15 protein-coding genes and 1 tRNA gene are annotated in these 17,291 nt (G+C 47.3%); 11 read left to right on the top strand and 5 right to left on the bottom strand.

Features of this window, described 5'->3' with window-relative positions; all coding sequences use genetic code 11:
* Window positions 1–17: 17 nt before the first annotated feature.
* Entirely contained in the window at window positions 18–629 is a 612-nt protein-coding gene (locus tag WBJ53_RS01255) for a hypothetical protein (protein ID WP_338874234.1), read from the top strand.
* A gap of 22 nt (window positions 630–651) precedes the next feature.
* On the opposite strand, the gene WBJ53_RS01250 is transcribed toward WBJ53_RS01255, so the two are convergent.
* On the bottom strand, window positions 652–1,455 hold the full coding sequence (locus tag WBJ53_RS01250; RefSeq protein ID WP_338874233.1) for a hypothetical protein: 804 nt from the start codon (window positions 1,453–1,455) through the stop codon (window positions 652–654).
* Between the two features lie 174 nt (window positions 1,456–1,629).
* Between WBJ53_RS01250 and rimO the strand changes: the two genes are divergently transcribed.
* From rimO to WBJ53_RS01200, 10 genes are all read left to right on the top strand, one after another.
* On the top strand, window positions 1,630–2,937 hold the full coding sequence (rimO, locus tag WBJ53_RS01245; RefSeq protein WP_338874232.1) for a 30S ribosomal protein S12 methylthiotransferase RimO: 1,308 nt from the start codon (window positions 1,630–1,632) through the stop codon (window positions 2,935–2,937).
* Between the two features lie 59 nt (window positions 2,938–2,996).
* Window positions 2,997–3,170, top strand: coding sequence for a nucleotidyltransferase domain-containing protein (locus WBJ53_RS01240; protein ID WP_338874231.1), 174 nt, complete (start codon window positions 2,997–2,999; stop codon window positions 3,168–3,170).
* Window positions 3,136–3,360: a HepT-like ribonuclease domain-containing protein gene (locus tag WBJ53_RS01235; RefSeq protein ID WP_338874230.1), complete on the top strand. Its 225-nt coding sequence runs from the start codon at window positions 3,136–3,138 to the stop codon at window positions 3,358–3,360. The genes WBJ53_RS01240 and WBJ53_RS01235 overlap by 35 nt, the downstream gene beginning before the upstream one ends.
* A gap of 84 nt (window positions 3,361–3,444) precedes the next feature.
* On the top strand, window positions 3,445–4,992 hold the full coding sequence (gene bshC, locus WBJ53_RS01230) for a bacillithiol biosynthesis cysteine-adding enzyme BshC (protein ID WP_338874229.1): 1,548 nt from the start codon (window positions 3,445–3,447) through the stop codon (window positions 4,990–4,992).
* A 10-nt stretch (window positions 4,993–5,002) separates the two neighbouring features.
* Window positions 5,003–5,590, top strand: a complete 588-nt coding sequence (locus WBJ53_RS01225) for a 5-formyltetrahydrofolate cyclo-ligase (RefSeq protein WP_338874228.1) — start codon at window positions 5,003–5,005, stop codon at window positions 5,588–5,590.
* An 81-nt stretch (window positions 5,591–5,671) separates the two neighbouring features.
* Window positions 5,672–6,328 (top strand): hypothetical protein, encoded by a 657-nt coding sequence (locus WBJ53_RS01220; RefSeq protein ID WP_338874227.1) that lies wholly within the window; start codon window positions 5,672–5,674, stop codon window positions 6,326–6,328.
* A gap of 124 nt (window positions 6,329–6,452) precedes the next feature.
* The gene (locus WBJ53_RS01215) at window positions 6,453–7,466 is read left to right on the top strand and encodes an aspartate-semialdehyde dehydrogenase (RefSeq protein ID WP_338874226.1); all 1,014 of its coding nucleotides are present in this window, start codon (window positions 6,453–6,455) and stop codon (window positions 7,464–7,466) included.
* Between the two features lie 110 nt (window positions 7,467–7,576).
* On the top strand, window positions 7,577–8,347 hold the full coding sequence (locus WBJ53_RS01210) for an ABC transporter ATP-binding protein (protein WP_338874225.1): 771 nt from the start codon (window positions 7,577–7,579) through the stop codon (window positions 8,345–8,347).
* A gap of 75 nt (window positions 8,348–8,422) precedes the next feature.
* A complete protein-coding gene (locus WBJ53_RS01205) occupies window positions 8,423–10,096 on the top strand; it encodes a hypothetical protein (RefSeq protein WP_338874224.1) in 1,674 nt (557 codons plus the stop codon).
* Between the two features lie 137 nt (window positions 10,097–10,233).
* Window positions 10,234–12,057, top strand: a complete 1,824-nt coding sequence (locus WBJ53_RS01200; protein WP_338874223.1) for a hypothetical protein — start codon at window positions 10,234–10,236, stop codon at window positions 12,055–12,057.
* Between the two features lie 25 nt (window positions 12,058–12,082).
* On the opposite strand, the gene WBJ53_RS01195 is transcribed toward WBJ53_RS01200, so the two are convergent.
* The 4 genes from WBJ53_RS01195 to hemB form a co-directional block, all read right to left on the bottom strand.
* Window positions 12,083–14,272 carry an ATP-binding protein gene (locus WBJ53_RS01195; protein ID WP_338874222.1) on the bottom strand — a complete coding sequence of 730 codons (2,190 nt, stop codon included), beginning with the start codon at window positions 14,270–14,272 and terminating at the stop codon, window positions 12,083–12,085.
* 540 nt (window positions 14,273–14,812) lie between these two features.
* Window positions 14,813–14,899: transfer RNA gene (locus tag WBJ53_RS01190), tRNA-Leu, on the bottom strand.
* An 82-nt stretch (window positions 14,900–14,981) separates the two neighbouring features.
* Window positions 14,982–16,319, bottom strand: a complete 1,338-nt coding sequence (locus tag WBJ53_RS01185; RefSeq protein ID WP_338874221.1) for a dihydroorotase — start codon at window positions 16,317–16,319, stop codon at window positions 14,982–14,984.
* Window positions 16,316–17,287 (bottom strand): porphobilinogen synthase, encoded by a 972-nt coding sequence (gene hemB, locus WBJ53_RS01180; RefSeq protein WP_338874220.1) that lies wholly within the window; start codon window positions 17,285–17,287, stop codon window positions 16,316–16,318. The genes WBJ53_RS01185 and hemB overlap by 4 nt, the downstream gene beginning before the upstream one ends.
* Between the last annotated feature and the right edge of the window lie 4 nt (window positions 17,288–17,291).

Below are 17,291 nucleotides of genomic sequence, written 5' to 3'. Positions count from 1 at the left end.
TCTGGTTTATCGTTAAAATGATACGGTATACCAGCAAAACCATCGGTGATGAATCGCCTTTGTATACTGAACAATCGTATTCTCTTTCGGCTTACGATTACTTCTTTCGGTTTTTCAAAATTTTACTGGCTTTTCTGCTTGTGCAAATGATTGTTCTTGCATGGATAATAGCCAAAGAAGCCATACGGCCCCACCAACCGCTGCTTTTTCTGTGTACTCTTTGCTTTACGGGTTTTGCTGCCTATTTCTGCTTTATTTTTTATTTCGACTGGCAATACTGGACCATTACAAAGAATGTATGCATAACGCTTAATCCGCATACGCCGAGTATTATCATTAGCAGTCCTGATCAAACAAGCTTTCTTACTCCGTCTAATGTTGTTCGTATAGAGCATCATTTGCGGAAAACAGAAAATAGTAAAGATCCATTAGGTGGCTATGGATTTTTTCTGTTCTACGATACCAATCAGAATGTTGTACAGTTGAATAATATTTTTCTGATTCACGTTGAATTCCTGGCTCGTTTTTTCAAAGACATTCCCCAAACCATTGTCTGGCATACATATCCCTGGGTTGCCTATTCTGATCAGATAAAAGTTAAGCGAAAGAACCTGGCCAGTCACAATTGACAGTCATAAGTGATACCAGATGCTACAATGGAAAATATAAACCGACATTAACTCCAAAGCTCCAGAGATGCTGTTGCGACGTAGTGAAAGACGCTGATGAATTGCCTGTTGAATAGTCTAGCACTCGCGACTGAATCTTATCCTTGCCGGTGTTAAAAAGCGTATATTTTAAAACAGGCTCAAATCGAATGCTTGCTTTTTCATTTATCTGGTACTCTATTCCAATACTAACAACTGGAAGTATATTCAATTTACGATTTTCACTGCCTTCGTCCGAAAACTGATAAGACCATACATCTCTCTGGTTATCAGGGATATAAGAATTATTCAGCCGAGCCTCGCGAGCCACATAAACATAGTTAAAATCAACCTTTTGGTTGTAAATTTTACCAAAGCCATTAAATTTAAAAAGCCAGCTCACACTACATCCTGTGCTAACTAAAATAGATAAGCGAGAAATGGGAATCCGATAATTTAATCGTAATGGAACATTTATAAAGAAATAATTACTTCTCACATAGTCACTTTGGAAAACGTTATTTTTATCCGGTATGACAACGTTTATTCCTGTTCTGGCATAATGAACGCCAATCTCCGCTCCTATTCGATCATTAAAGTTGCCAACGATGTTAATACCAGGCTCGATGCCCCAATAGGGCCTCTCAAATGCCGATACTTTTTGAGCCGTTTCAACAGCCTGTCCTATATATAAGGCCTGCACTATATCGGTTGAAAAATTAAAACCAATTTGCAATGGGGGAATTTCCTGCGAAAAACCATGTTGACACAGAAAGACGAAGACACAGACAAGTATTTTTTTCCGCATAAAGAACGCAACAGAAACGCTACTCACCTAGACGTTTTGGCCTACAAATAGTAACTAATAGCTCATTAAACGATGGGCACCTATGGGTTTCCAGATATGGGCTTGTTTTCTTAAAAGATCGAACTTTGCGGGAGGGGACTCCGTTGATACAAATACGATAATTTTTGAATTACCTTGAAAACGAAAGGAATACGTACCAATAAAATCAACATCGTTACGCTGGGATGCTCGAAGAATCTGGTCGATTCGGAAGTGCTATTTACGCAACTGAAGGGCAATGGCATAGTCGTAACCCATGAAGCAAAGAAAGACGACGCCAATATAGTTGTTATTAACACTTGTGGCTTCATCGACAACGCTAAAGAAGAATCCATCAATACCATTCTCCGCTACGTCGACGCCAAAGATGCGGGTGTTGTTGATAAGGTATACGTAACAGGCTGCCTTTCGCATCGCTACAAGGACGAACTGGAAGTAGAGATTCCGACCGTCGATGCCTGGTTCGGTACCAACGAAATGCCCCGATTATTGAAAACGCTTCGTGCTGATTATAAACATGAACTGGTTGGTGAACGCTTGCTAACAACACCGTCGCACTATGCCTACCTGAAAATTGCCGAAGGCTGCGACCGCCCATGTTCGTTCTGTGCGATTCCGCTAATGCGGGGCGGTCATGTGTCGCGCCCAATTGATGAATTGATTACTGAAGCGCGCTCACTGGCTCGTCGCGGCACCAAAGAACTTATTCTGATTGCGCAGGACCTGACCTATTACGGCCTCGATTTATATAAAAAACGAAATCTGGCCGACCTCATCAATCAACTGGCCGATGTAGAAGGTATTGACTGGATTCGGCTCCAATACGCCTATCCATCGGGATTTCCAATGGATGTGCTGGATATGATGCGCAACCGCCCAAACGTTTGCCATTATCTTGATATGCCGCTACAAACCGGCTCCACTGAATTATTAAAAATTATGCGTCGGGGCATCACCCGCGAGAAAACAGAAGCCCTGATTCAGAGCATTCGCGAAAAAGTCCCCAATATTACCCTCCGTACAACTCTTATTGTTGGCCATCCTGGCGAAACCGATGCCATGTTCAACGAAACCTACGAGTTTGTTGAGCGGATGCGTTTCGACCGTATGGGCGTGTTTACCTACTCGCATGAAGAAAACACACATTCGTTTTCGATGCCCGACGATATTCCAGCCGACGTGAAACAGGAACGTGCGGATGAACTGATGGAGTTACAACAGGGGATATCGCAGGAACTGAACCAGCAGAAAGTTGGGCAAACCTGCAAAGTGCTATTCGACCGGAAAGAAGGCGGCTATTTTATTGGCCGTACCGAAGCCGACTCACCCGAAGTTGATAATGAAGTGCTGGTACCGGCAACTCAGTATGTGCGCTTGGGCGATTTTGCCAACGTTCGCATCGACCGGGCCGAAGATTTTGATTTATATGGTACGGTTATGTAACTAGCAAAGTAACACTAAGTGAACTACGGGTAATACAAAATTATCTAAGCGATAAGCCTGTGTTGTGTGCTTATGTGTTTGGTTCATATGCACGCCATGAGGCTGACTCTAAAAGTGATCTGGACGCCATTACCGAGATTGAGAACTATACAAGCAATCAGGCATTCCCGGAATTTCTGAATAACTCAATGATGCGGTTTGCCTGCATCAAAACAACTCAAAATTATTGGTGAAGCCTGTAATCACGTTAATACGGCGATTAAAAATACATTTCTAGAAGTACAATGGCGCCAGGTTACCGGGCTAAGGCCGCTTCTCGTACATGAATATTTCGGCGTTGATGCTTCTCTGATCTGGGATATTATTCCCAATGATATTCCTGTGTTGAAAGCTCAATTAACTCGCATTCTGACAACTTTATAGTTTATAAACTTCCTTAAAGCCTCTTGCACCTCAACCGAACCTTGCGGGTTCTTCTGTTGTTGAGCCGAATAAATCCCAACCTGCATGGACTGTCAGTACCTGCCTCTCGAATCAACCGGCCAGTTTTCTACGCTTTTCCTCGATTACATTCATAAAAAAGATAGCCTCCAACCATTTTATGGTCGCTTTCCAGACATAGCGTCCTTTGAAGGTCAGCTAAACGATAAAGTTTTCGATCAGACCAACCGACAGATTCTGGTTGATGTCCTTCGGCGCCAATACGCGCAAATCGACAAAAAACCTGATTTTTCAGTCCTGCTTGAGCCAAACACCTATACAGTCACAACGGGGCACCAGCTTAACATTTTTACGGGACCGCTCTATATTATCTACAAGCTGATCACAACCATCAATCTGGCCCGTAAGCTAAAGGAAACCTATCCCGCTTACAATTTTGTGCCGGTGTACTGGATGGCGACTGAAGATCACGACTTTGCCGAAATCAATCATTTTTCGTTGTTCGGTAAACACTACGCCTGGACCACCGAACAGCGCGGTGCCGTTGGGCGGATGAACCCCAAAGAGCTGAAAACCCTCTTTAACCAGATTCCGGAAAAGCTAACGCTTTTTGAAGAAGCCTACCTAACCCATAATACCCTGGCCGATGCTGCCCGGTTTTATGTCAACGAATTATTTGGTGCCGAAGGACTGCTTTGTCTTGATGCCGACGATGCCGCTCTGAAGCGTGTATTTGCTCCGGTTATGCGCCAGGAACTAACCCGTCAAACTTCTGGCGAACTGGTAGCCAAACAAACTGAAACGTTAGAAGAACTGGGCTATAAAACGGTTATTGCCCCCCGCGATATTAATCTGTTTTACCTCGATGACCAGCTTCGCGAACGCATTGAGCGGAAAGAAGACGGCAGCTATCGAATTGTTCATACGAAACGTCAGTTTTCAGAAGCAGAACTCCTGCATTTATTGGACGAGCATCCCGAGCAATTTAGCCCAAATGTTGTATTACGGCCTTTATACCAGGAAACCATTCTCCCGAATCTGGCCTATATTGGCGGCCCCTCAGAAGTACCGTACTGGTTGCAGTTGAAGCCAGTTTTTGATCATTTTCAGGTTACGTTTCCCATTCTGATGCCGCGCAATTTTGCCTTGTATGTTCCGGCCGTAAGCGCCAAACGTATCCGAAAACTAGGCTTGACGCCGGAAGAACTCTTTAGGGATACACTCGCTCTGAAGCATGAGTTTGTAGAAACTCACGCCCGACATACCTTGAAATTCGACAATGAGAACAAGCTTGTTCATAAAGCACTGGACAATATTCTGCACAAAGCCCAAATGGTAGACCCAACACTCGAACGAGCCGTTTTGGCTGAAACAAAGCGATTTGCCAACGCAGTGGCCCGGCTTGAAAAAAAGATGCGACGCGCCGAAGAGCATAATCAGGAAGTGGGGGTGCGCCAATTGCTGACCGTTAAAAACGAACTTTTCCCCAATGGTGGTTTGCAGGAACGCAGTGAGAATTTCCTGACCTTTTATCTGAACGATCGGGAGTTTATTCAGAAAATGCTAAGCGTTTTCGATCCATTCGATTATCGAATGCAGCTTTGTTTGCAATAGCCCGACGAGTATGAAAAAAGCCGAACTCCGCCGTCAATTTCGTCAACTCCGAAAGTCATTACCAACGGAAGAAATTGACATACGAAGTCGGCAGATAGCACAACGCTTTTTTGAGCAGCAATGCACGATCGGCAACAGTACTATCCATTTATTTCTGCCAATTCTACGCCAGCACGAAATTGACACTTGGCCAATTATCGATCAGCTCTGGCGTAATTTCCCGGATGTTCGGGTGGCTATATCGGTAACCGATTCTGAAACGTATCGGCTTTCACATTATCAATTGACACCCGATACGGTTTTGGCTCAAAATCGGTGGGGCATACCGGAGCCTATTGGCCAAAGCTCGATCCCTATTCAGACCTCAACCCTCGACCTGGTTCTGGTTCCACTCCTGATTTTCGATCAGCAGGGGCATCGGGTTGGCTATGGTGGTGGTTTCTACGACCGTTTTCTGGCCGACTGTCGACCTGATTGTCTAAAAATAGGATTATCACTGTTTGAACCCATCGATAAAATTACCGATGTTGAGCCAACAGATGTTCCACTGGATGTCTGTATTACTCCACAACATACCTATCGCTTCTCCAAAGAATAGATTTAATCAAGATTTAGTTGAAATTTAACAAATAAACTTACGTTCATTAGTTAACTTGGTTGTACTAAATCAACGTACACCATGAAGAACCTTATCCTGTTGCTGCTTGTCTGCTCAACTCCCGTTTGGGCCCAGATCGATTTGCTTCAATCTACAAGTGCCGATACCCTTAAACCAATCGGTAGCGATTTAATTCCGGGATACGGTCGCTACAATCAGGTCAGAACCCGTTACACGTATGATGGAATCGACATTCGTCATGCAAAAGATCTGGGTCCATACATTATGGCTTCGGGCGATCCGATGGCTATTCGTGAGTTCCAATCCTACATCAGTAGCCGTCATACCGGAGGTTGGCTAATTGCTGGCGGAATTGCGACGGCCATTGTGGGTGGCGTTGTGATGTCGTCGAATGCGCCGGGTAGCAATGGCTTTTACACAACCCAGTACTTTCAGTGCCCAACCGGCCAATATTGCGGAACGCCCGTTGGCGGCACGTATCCCACCATACAGGTGCCCGATGTACAGCGAAAACATGCATTTAATACAGGGTCGGCCTTACTTCTTTCGGGCAGTTTGCTGGCAGGCATCGGCTGGGGCTTATGTATGCCGGGCCCACACATACGGCGTTCGGTTCAGTACTATAATCGGGCTCTAAAACAGCGGGGCATTTCCTGGCAAATGACGCCCTATTCCTCCCTAAACAGTTCAGGCGTGGGTTTACTTGGGAAATTCTAACTTTTTTTGATAATAATTCCTGTGCGTCAAAGTTTTACTGTACTTTTGCACTCCAAAATATAGCGCGGGCCAAAACCCGCTTTCATTAACCAGTTAAAAGCGGGTTTTGGCCCGTAGCATAAGCATGAAAATCGCAGTCGTTGGTGCCACTGGCCTGGTCGGTGGCGAGATCCTGAAGGTTCTGGCAGAACGTAACTTTCCTGTTTCTGAACTCATTCCCGTTGCATCCGAACGGTCGGTTGGTAAACAGGTCGAGTTCAAGGGAAAACAGTATACGGTCGTCAGCTTTGAGGATGCCATTGCCGCTAAGCCTGCTGTTGCGATTTTTTCGGCAGGTGGTGGCACATCCCTGAGCCTGGCACCTAAATTTGCCGAAGCCGGTATCACTGTCGTCGACAATTCGTCGGCCTGGCGTATGGACCCAACCAAAAAACTGGTTGTTCCCGAAATTAATGCCAATACGCTAACCCCAGACGACAAAATTATTGCCAATCCAAACTGCTCTACCATTCAGATGGTGGTAGCATTGAAACCGCTGCACGACCGCTATACCATTAAACGGGTAGTCGTATCGACCTATCAGTCGGTAACGGGCACGGGCAAAGCAGCCGTCGATCAGTTGTTTGCCGAACGGAACGGTGATAACAGCGTTTCGAAAGTATATCCGCATCCGATAGATCTGAACGTATTGCCTCATATTGATGTGTTCCTTGATAACGGTTATACCAAAGAGGAAATGAAAATGGTCAACGAGACCAAGAAAATCATGGGCGACGATTCGATTCAGGTAACGGCTACCACGGTTCGTATTCCAACGATTGGCGGTCACTCGGAAGCGGTAAACGTAGAGTTCGAAAACGAATTTGATCTCAACGAAGTCGTTGATCTGCTGCGTAATGCTGAAGGCGTTATTGTGCAGGACGATCCGCAAAACAAGGTTTACCCCATGCCCCTAACGGCCCACGGTAAAGATGAGGTCTTTGTTGGCCGTATTCGTCGCGACGAAAGCCAGCCCAAAACACTGAATATGTGGATTGTGGCCGATAACCTTCGCAAAGGAGCGGCTACCAATGCCGTTCAGATTGCCGAATATTTGCTGAAACACAATCTGGTTGAAGCGGGCGAAGTAGTTGCCTAACCGCTCTTCCCGAATAATATCCGAAAGTCCCGTCTGGCTTGCTGCCGGGCGGGACTTTTTGCGTATCTTCAATAACTGTTACTTAAGGCAGCACTTTGTTCACTCGCTTTATGAATTCTGCTATCCAGCTCCAGAACCTTAGCAAATCGTATGGTTCAACCCTCGTTCTCAACCGTATCAGTCTAAGCGTGCCTGCGGGCCAGATCATCGGCTATATTGGCCCCAATGGCGCAGGTAAGTCTACCACCATCAAAATTCTGATCGGCATGTTACCCGATTATGAGGGCGAAGCTACCGTACTGGGCATGGATGTTAAAAGCAATGCCCTCGACATCAAACGCCGAATTGGTTATGTTCCCGAAAATGCGGCTCTATATGAGACCCTGACGCCCAGAGAATATTTGCAGTTTATTGGGCAACTTTACGAACTGGACATCGCTCACATCGAACGGAAAGCCCTGGAGTTACTTCGGCTGTTCCAGCTCAACGATCACGCCGACGCCCGGATGACGACCTTCTCGAAAGGAATGCGCCAAAAGGTGCTGCTAATTTCTGGCTTACTGCACAATCCTGACGTTATTTTTCTGGACGAACCCCTGTCGGGTCTGGATGCCAATGCGGTTGTACTGGTTAAGGAAATTATTCGTCAATTAGCCAATAGTGGCAAGACAATTTTCTACAGTTCGCACATTATGGATGTGGTTGAAAAGATTTCGGATCGGATCATCATTATCAATCAGGGTCAGGTTATTGCCGATGGAACCTTTGCTCAACTACAGCACCAGCGTCCCGAATCGCTCGAACAACTGTTTGCCGAACTAACCGGCAGTGATAGCCAAACCAGCATTGCCCAGGAGTTCATTCATACACTTAATCAGTAAGATGCGGATGGTAGATGTTGGGCATATAATTCTAAAGTCCAATGTCCAACCTCCCAAGGCCAGCGTCCCACCCCTATGACCAACCTTATTCTTTGGCTCCTCGACCGGCTAAAACTGCTTTTTCGGGCACTAGGGGCCGATTACAACCAACTTCGCGCTATTGTACAGGCCAAGCTAACAATGGACAACCGCCGAAGCAGCCTTACGCTCGGGCGCTACGGCCGGGGCACCGCCGAACAAAGCAATACGTTTACACGGATTTTGCTGATTTATGCCCTTTTTGGAGGGCTGATCAGTGTAGGTATGCTTGCCATTCCCGATAAGAATAAACTCTTTTTTCCACTGACGCTTCAGTTTTCCTACATCATGGCTTTATGCGCCATGACGCTTATTTCCGATTTTTCGTCAGTTATTCTCGACTCGTCCGACAATCAGATCATCTTACCCCGCCCGGTCAGCAACCGAACGCTTTGGCTGGCGCGGATCGTACACATAACGAGCTACCTGTTCGCTATTGCCCTGTCGCTGTCGATTGTTGGGATTCTGTTTACAGCCTATCGGTTTGGGGCCTTGGCAGGCCTCTTGTCGCTGGCCATGAGTCTGCTATCGGCAGTGCTGATGGTGTTTCTGACCAACATTGTTTATCTGCTACTGATGCGCTTCGTGAGCGAAGAAAAGCTTCGGGAGGTTATCAATTATTTTCAGATTGTGCTGGCCGTATTGTTTTACGGTGGCTATCAGTTTCTGCCCCGACTGCTTGGCGCACAGGCTCTGAATGAGATTATGGAGCACCAGTGGTGGCATTATCTGGTGCCCCCGATGTGGATGGCAGGTACGGTCGAAATTTTTATTCAGCCGATTTTCGACACTACGCACCTGATTTTTGCTGGTCTCGCCATTACGATGCCCATTCTGGGTTTATGGTTTATGAACCGCTTCCTGACCACCGATTTCACTCAGAAACTAAGCATCATCGATCAGGAATCCCGTACTACCTCTACCTCACCAACTACAGTTAGTTCGTCAACGTCGTTGGCTCCTACAGGCTGGTCGGAGCGCCTATCAGGCTGGTTTACCGATAACGCGCTCGAACGGGCAGCTTTTGCCTTCACCTGGCGCGTAACCGGCCGGGATCGCAAATTTAAACTCAAGACGTATCCACAATTAGGCTTTGGTTTGGCCTATGTTGTAGCCATGTCCTTCCAGAATTATGGACTGGGTGCAGGCGGTTCGTTTTATCTGTTTGCGCTCTATTTTGCTGGTTTGTATGTGATGATCGCCCAATATCAGTTGAGCGTTTCAGATAGCTACCGGGCCGCCTGGATTTATGGTAGTGCGCCCATCCAAACGCCCGGCAATATTCTGGCTGGCTCCTTAAAAGCGCTGATCCTTAAACTACTGACTCCATTCTATATTCTTTTGGCAAGTTATATTCTGTTTCGTTACGGCATCGACAAACTCAGCGATGTGTTGCTGGCCTTCAGCAACTCGCTGGTTATGCTGATCAGTATGGCCTTGTTTTCAACACGCTACATGCCCTTCTCGACGGCACAGGACGCCCTCAAACAGAGCAACACAGGTCGTGGCCTGCTCACCAGCGTTATCTTAGGTATCGTTGGGTTTTCTCACTATGGGCTAACCTACCTTCCGTATGGAACCTGGATTGCCTTACCTTTTTCAATACTTGCCTTCTGGGTGTTATTCCGGCAATACAAACAAACCAACTGGAGCCAGATTGAAATGGGCTAATAGTTGGCAGAGTTCACTTGCTCCGAGCAATTTACCAGTTACTCAAAAGGCCGATTAAAATCTGGTTAACCTGTTGATTTCATCCCTGATATTGAGTCAATTGACATAGACTCTTTCTCCCATTAATCAACAGATTTATGAAAACAGGCTTACTTTTCGGGGTCATTTTGATTAGCTTTCCCAGCTTGCTCAAAGCCCAGGGTAACTATGTAGTTACTACCAGCAATAATTCTACGACAGCTACCTATGGCACCTTTAACACGCTGGTAGGTCCGGGGGCCGGTACAAGTGGCACCCTAACCGGCAATCGAAACACAGCCGTAGGATATAATGCTGCTTTTAAGCTAACGACAGGCTCTTCCAATAGTTTTTATGGAGTGGATGCTGGTCAGCAAACCACCTCAGGCCAGGAAAACGTATTCATTGGCTTTGAAGCAGGCCTGAAAAATACCATCGGCTCCTACAATACCTTTATTGGCCGGGCCACGGGCTACTTCAATACATCAGGTTTTGCGAATACGGCAGTTGGCTATTTTGCCGGAAAGAACAATACTACAGGCACGAGTAATGTCTCCATCGGCGATTACGCTGGTCAATCGAACACAACCGGCTCGTTCAATACCTTTTTAGGTTCTATTTCTGGTCAATCAAATACTACGGGTGCCCATAATGTTTTCCTGGGCTACCAAACGGGCGCTAATAATAGCGGTGGCGGGTTCAATACGTTTGTAGGAGGTAGTGCTGGTCAAGCCAACACAACGGGGAGTTACAATGCTTTTCTAGGCTATTATTCGGGCTATTCCAATACAACCGGAATTGATAATGTTTTTTTAGGGAAAAGTGCTGGTTATGCTAACTCATCAGGCTCAGAAAATACCTTTCTGGGCAGTGATGCGGGCGGGCATAATACAGTGGGGTATTACAACACATTTATAGGTGCCGATGCGGGTAACAATAATTTTACGGGAGCCTACAACACATTCCTGGGCTATTCTTCTGGTTTTCAGAGCACTACAGGCACCAGCAATACATTCTTAGGCCATGCGGCCGGGTATAACAATCAAGGCGGCTATTCCAATAATTATTTCGGGGCTCGGGCTGGCTTCCAAAATCAGTCAGGCCATCAGAATGTTATGATTGGCGATTCGGCAGGCTTCAATACCAGCACCTCCGCCAATACGTTTATTGGTTCGAAGGCGGGCTATGCAACAACTACCGGTAGTCAGAATACTTTTTTGGGCTATCGAGCTGGCTATAATACTACTACAGGTAATAATAACATCATCATCGGCCCCAATTCAGGTACGGCTATTACCGATGGCAATGATAACGTGCTCATGGGCTACAACAGCCAGGCTGAAGACGGACTTTACAATGCCACAGCCATTGGAGCCAATAGTCGCGTAGCGGTCAGTAATGCCGTTATTTTAGGCAATCGGGCTAATATTGGTATTGGCACCTCAGCCCCTACTACCCGACTCGAAGTAAATAGCGGAATCAACAATGAATCGGGTATACGACTTAGCCAGCTCACGGCCACGAGTCCCGTTCAATTTCCCGCAGCCGATAAAGTACTTACTGTTGACGAAACAGGTAAACTTGTTTTAACATGGGCTGGCCATTATTCCGTCCGAAGCATTTCGGACTGGGCAGATAAAGTTTTTATGGCTGGTTATCAGCTACCGTCGTTGACAGAGGTAGAAAACTACATTCAAAAGCACGGGCATTTACCAGAAATACCGTCGGCCGCAGAAGTGATTGCACAAGGTATCGATGCCGCTAAAATGGACGCCCGATTACTGGAAAAGATTGAGGAACTGACATTATATAGCATTCTATTGGAGAAGACAAATCAGGAATTGATAGCCCGAGATAGACAACGGCAGAAGGAACTGCAACACCAGCAAGCGGAGATTGATGGATTGAAAACGTTGGTAAAAAAACTGTTGGCCACGAAATAAAACCGTCTTTATACTTAATAGATCATCAGGCCGCAGAAAGCCGATTGTTCCTGAGCGGCAATAGGATTGTTACCTGAGTATATTGTTCTTCTACCGACTCAATCTGCATTTGTCCCTGCAAATATTCAACTACGTCTTTGCTCATGAATAAACCGAGCCCTGTGCCTTTGGCCGTAGGTTTGGTAGTGAAAAATGGATTAAATAACTGACTGGCCTCTCGGGTTGGAATTCCGTGCCCATTGTCCCGAACCTGTAGTTGCACATGCTCATCGACAACCTCCGTACTTACCTCCAGGCGCGGCTCAAACTCCTCCAACCGGCGGCTCTTTTCAGCCAATGCGTAACAGGTATTATCGACCAGGCTGGCCAGCATTTCACTAAATTCAACCGGCAACAAATGCACTGGGATGACTTGCGGGCATAGTTGCAGGTCGAGTTGAACCGATAAGGCCGGGTATCTGGCCATTGCTTTCTGTAGGGCAGTATCGATATGCTGTCTCAGATATGGATTCAGGTCCGTAAGCACCAGGGTCGACGAGCGCTCTTTAAGCAATTTTCGCATATCCTGTAAAATGCGGGCAGTGCTATTACCATGCTCGTTGATTTTGGTTAGATTCTGGATTAGCATACTGGTTATATCGTTCAGAGAATCCCGATCGTCAGCAGAAAATGTTGCCTGGTGTTTCTGCGTTACCGCCTGCAAATCCACTAATAGCTCCTGAGCATTGAGTGAGAAGTTGTTGACGTAGTTAAGTGGGTTAAGAATGCGGTCGACAATACCTTTGGTGAGCTTGCCCATAGTAGCCATTTTTTCGGCCTGGATCAACTGGTTCTGTGTTCTGCGCAATTCTTCCAGCGATTCTTCCAGCGCGGCTGTGCGCTGATGTACCTGCCGTTCGAGAGTTTGGTTCTGCTGTGCCAGTAGGTACTGCTTTTCCTGCTCCTGAACCAGGGTCTGCCTTGACAGTTGTTCTACTTGCCGCAAATTCTGGCGCAGCGCCTGGTGGGTTCGCGCATAATCCCTTACGAGAGAGAGCGAAAATCCCAGTGGTATAATCAACATTGCCACGGCCACCAGCAGTAATGTCACATATACAAACAGGTCAAGGTGATCTGTCTGCCCTATTACGAGTAAGAGTATCAAGACCAACGGGCTCCCCAATAATGTATAGAAGGCAACCTTAAGAGCGTTCCAGGGGAGCCTGGCATCGGCTGTTGGCTGCCGTTTTCCAAGCCAGCTAACCCGAACATAGTCGAATAGAAATGTCAGGAGCAACACCGTTGTTAGTAAACTGGATGGATTATCAACCCAGAGGCTGTATATAAAGCTGCCGGCCATCCAAATGATTAGCGCTCGATAAAGCCAGCCAACAGGCTGATTCAGATAGCGATACACCGCTGTCAGTAGAAAACCAAACCCCAGATAGCACGTCAGCTCACAGATCAGGCTTGTTAGTGAATAGGCCGTTAAGGAGATGGGAAATTCACTCATGCCATCCAGTAACGAACCAAAACCCAGACAAAGCATAGCCATGCCCTGCCATTTATTGACCACTTGATTAGGGTTCGCTCGGTAGAACAGCAGATGAAGTAAACCCAACAGCGCAAATACACTAATCAGGCAAAAGGTTAAGCTCGTGATCAGGCGGTGCCAGTTCGCCATTAGGTGGCTTGCCTGACTTGCCAGATAAACCGTTGTTTCGAAAGGAGTCTCGCCAGTAGCAGCGTAGTAGATAGGCTCAGGCTGAAACCTGTAATGAACAGCTAACAGATGCTGATTGGTATCGGCCAACTGCAGTGAAAGTGACTGAAGCGTTCGCTGCGAAGCTGCCCACCCTCTGGCAAATGGTTTGAGAGTCGCTAACTTACGACCGTCCAGATACCATTCGGAGGTTCCAAACTGGTCGATAGAAAGGTGTAGTTCCTGGCCAACCAAATGCTTTCCCACCCGAATAGGCAACCGAAACCACCCCTGTCGGGCCTGCCAGAGAGGTTGATTCTGAAGCAGAAGTTCTGACGGCGAACTAGCTGTCCATTGCCGATCATCATAAGACGGGCTGGCCCAGGCTGGATTGTGGCCAGCGTGAAATCGCCAGTATTCATCCGGCAATACTTCTTCTAAAGGTATAGTAAGAACATTGGCTGTTGGCTGGGCCTGCACGGCTGGCAGTGTCATTCCCCCAATAAGTATATAGAGCCCAAAAATAAACCGCATAGGAGCTGGCATTAAATACGCTCTAAAATCGGTAATGAGAGGGGCTTGCGTCAAGCTATGCCTGCATGAATTGGCCTATCGACACGCTCAACCGTAAAACGGGAAGTATCAACCGGAGGTTATGCAGATCGTTAGCAAGTGTATGTCTTGAGCCAAAAATAGACAGATTCGGATGAGAAGAGACTAATCGCAGTGGCGCACCACCTGATTTTACAATTTTGTCCAGCCATTCAGGGGTAAAGACAGTGGCGGTGTTGGAATCTATAGCTTCACCTAGCCTTGGAGCCACCTAAAAGGTGTCAATTAAGGAAATGGGGAGATAAACAGGGATAGTTTGCCGATCAATTCCTTTATATAAAGCAAAGTCTCCGGCCAGAATTGTGGACTGGTTGAGTCTTGCCTTAAAGGTTCGTAACAGCATGATGTGTTATGGCGGGCAAAATGGACACAGCAAACTGCTGAATGTAAAAGCACCTCTAATCCCTCAGTTTCATATTCACGAGCACAAAAAAGCCGCAATCGATTGATTGCGGCTAAATGTGGTGCCGAAGGCGAGACTCGAACTCGCATGTCCGTAAAGACACACGCCCCTGAAACGTGCGTGTCTACCAATTTCACCACTTCGGCAGAACGTTTCCCCTTGTTTGGGATTGCAAAGATACGGCACGAATCACTGATCGCGCAAGAATTTCCCCATTATTTTTTTGGATCAACGATCAAATTGCATCCGTTCGCCAGCCCGGTCGGTAGCGAAATCGCCATTGGCATATACCAGCTTGCCCGATACAATGGTATGCGTTACGCTGGCACCAAAGGTATGCCCCTCCAACGGCGACCAACCGCATTGGTAAAGGATATTTTCTTTAGAAACCGTTATCGGCTGGTTCGTATCAACCAGAACCAGATCGGCCCAGTACCCTTCGCGAACATAACCGCGCCGGTCAACCTGGAAGCAATCGGCGGGGGCATGACACATTTTCCGTACCAATGTTTCAATAGATAGTTTTCCCTGCCTTACGAAATCGAGCATCAGCAAAAGCGGGTGCTGCACCAGCGGTAGTCCTGATGGGGCCTGCCAATACGGTTGCTGTTTCTCGGCCCAGGTGTGTGGCGCATGGTCAGTGGCAATAATATCGAGTCGGTCATCGAGCAAGGCAGCCAGTAGCGCTTCTTTATGGTGCGGGGCCTTGATAGCCGGATTGCATTTAATCAGGTTTCCCAATCGGTCATAATCGGTAGCGTCGAACCACAAATGATGCACACAAACTTCGGATGTAATCCGTTTTTCAGTTAATGGCCGGTCGTTGCTGAACAACGAAAGCTCATCGGCGGTCGAAATATGCAGGATATGCAGTCGGGCATTGTGACGACGGGCGAGTTCAACGGCCAGCGATGATGATTTCAGGCAGGCTTCCTCGTTCCGAATCAGCGGATGCAAATTCGCCGTTGCCGCATCGCCATATTCAGTCCGGTAGCGTTCGGTGTTGGTGCGGATGGTGGCTTCATCTTCGCAATGTGTCGCAATCAGCATGGGGCTGTTCTGGAACAGCCCGTTCAGTACCTGCTCATTATCGACCAGCATGTTGCCAGTCGACGACCCCATGAAAACCTTGATGCCACAAACCGTTTTAGGATCGGTTCGCAGCACCTCATCGAGATTGCTGTTCGACGCCCCCATAAAAAACGAATAGTTTGCCAGCGATGTCTGAGCAGCAATGGCATATTTATCGGCCAGCAGTTCCTGCGTCAGGGCGTTAGGCACGGTATTGGGCATTTCCATAAAACTCGTGACACCGCCCGCCACTCCTGCCCGCGACTCCGACCGAATCGTTGCTTTATGGGTCAGGCCCGGCTCCCGAAAATGCACCTGATCGTCAATCACACCCGGCAACAGATACTGCCCATTGGCATCAATAACCTGCCCGACACCCGTGTCTGATATACCCGAAGTAATCTGTGCAATAAACCCGTCTTCAACCAGTACATCGGTTTCGATAGTGCGGCCCTCGTTAACCAGACGGGCATTCCGAATCAAGAGTTTACTCATAAAAGGCGGGCCGCTTCTTTGGCGAAATAAGTTAGAATTACTGATGCTCCAGCGCGTTTGATCGACAGCAGCACCTCCATCATGGCGCGGTCGCCGTCGAGCCAGCCCTTTTGAGCAGCCGCCTTAATCATGGCATATTCGCCACTGACGTTATAGGCCGCAATGGGTAAGTGAAAATTCTCGTTCAGGAGTTTAATAATATCCAGATACGCCAGGGCAGGCTTTACCATCAGAAAATCGGCACCTTCGGCAAAATCGAGCTGGGCTTCGATCAGGGCTTCGCGGCTATTGGCCGGATTCATCTGGTAAGTCTTTTTATCGCCAAATTTCGGTGCCGAATCGAGTGCATCGCGAAATGGCCCGTAGAAAGCACTCGCATATTTCGCCGAGTACGACATAATGGCTACGTCGTGGAAACCACCTTCATCGAGCACCTGACGGATGTAACCAACCCGACCGTCCATCATATCGGAAGGGCCTACAATGTTAGCGCCCGCCTGTGCCTGTGCCAGAGCCATTTTGCCAAGCACTTCAAGCGTTGGATCATTCAGAATTTTACCGTTTTCGACAATGCCATCGTGCCCATCAGAACTGTAGGGGTCCATTGCCACATCGGTCATGACCATTACCTCGGGGAAACGGTCTTTAATAGCCCGAATGGCCTGAAGATACATCCCGTCGGGATTATAGCTTTCGGTAGCATACTTGTCTTTTTTCGACTCGGGCAGGTTCGGAAACAGATCGAAGGTTTTGATACCCAAATCGACACACTCCTGAATTTCTTCGAGCAAGAGATCAAGCGATAAGCGGTGAATACCCGGCATGGAAGCCACTTCAGAGCGGACGTTCGTACCTTCCATAATGAAAACAGGCAAAATAAAATCGGTGACCGACAGGCGGGTTTCCTGCACCATGTCACGAATAGCACCGGATTGACGATTCCGACGCGGACGGCGTATTATGTTCATAATT

Source organism: Spirosoma sp. SC4-14 (assembly GCF_037201965.1).
GTDB lineage: Bacteria > Bacteroidota > Bacteroidia > Cytophagales > Spirosomataceae > Spirosoma.
The sequence above is the reverse complement of the archived record's forward strand: the minus strand, read 5'-3'. Positions and strand labels throughout refer to the sequence as shown.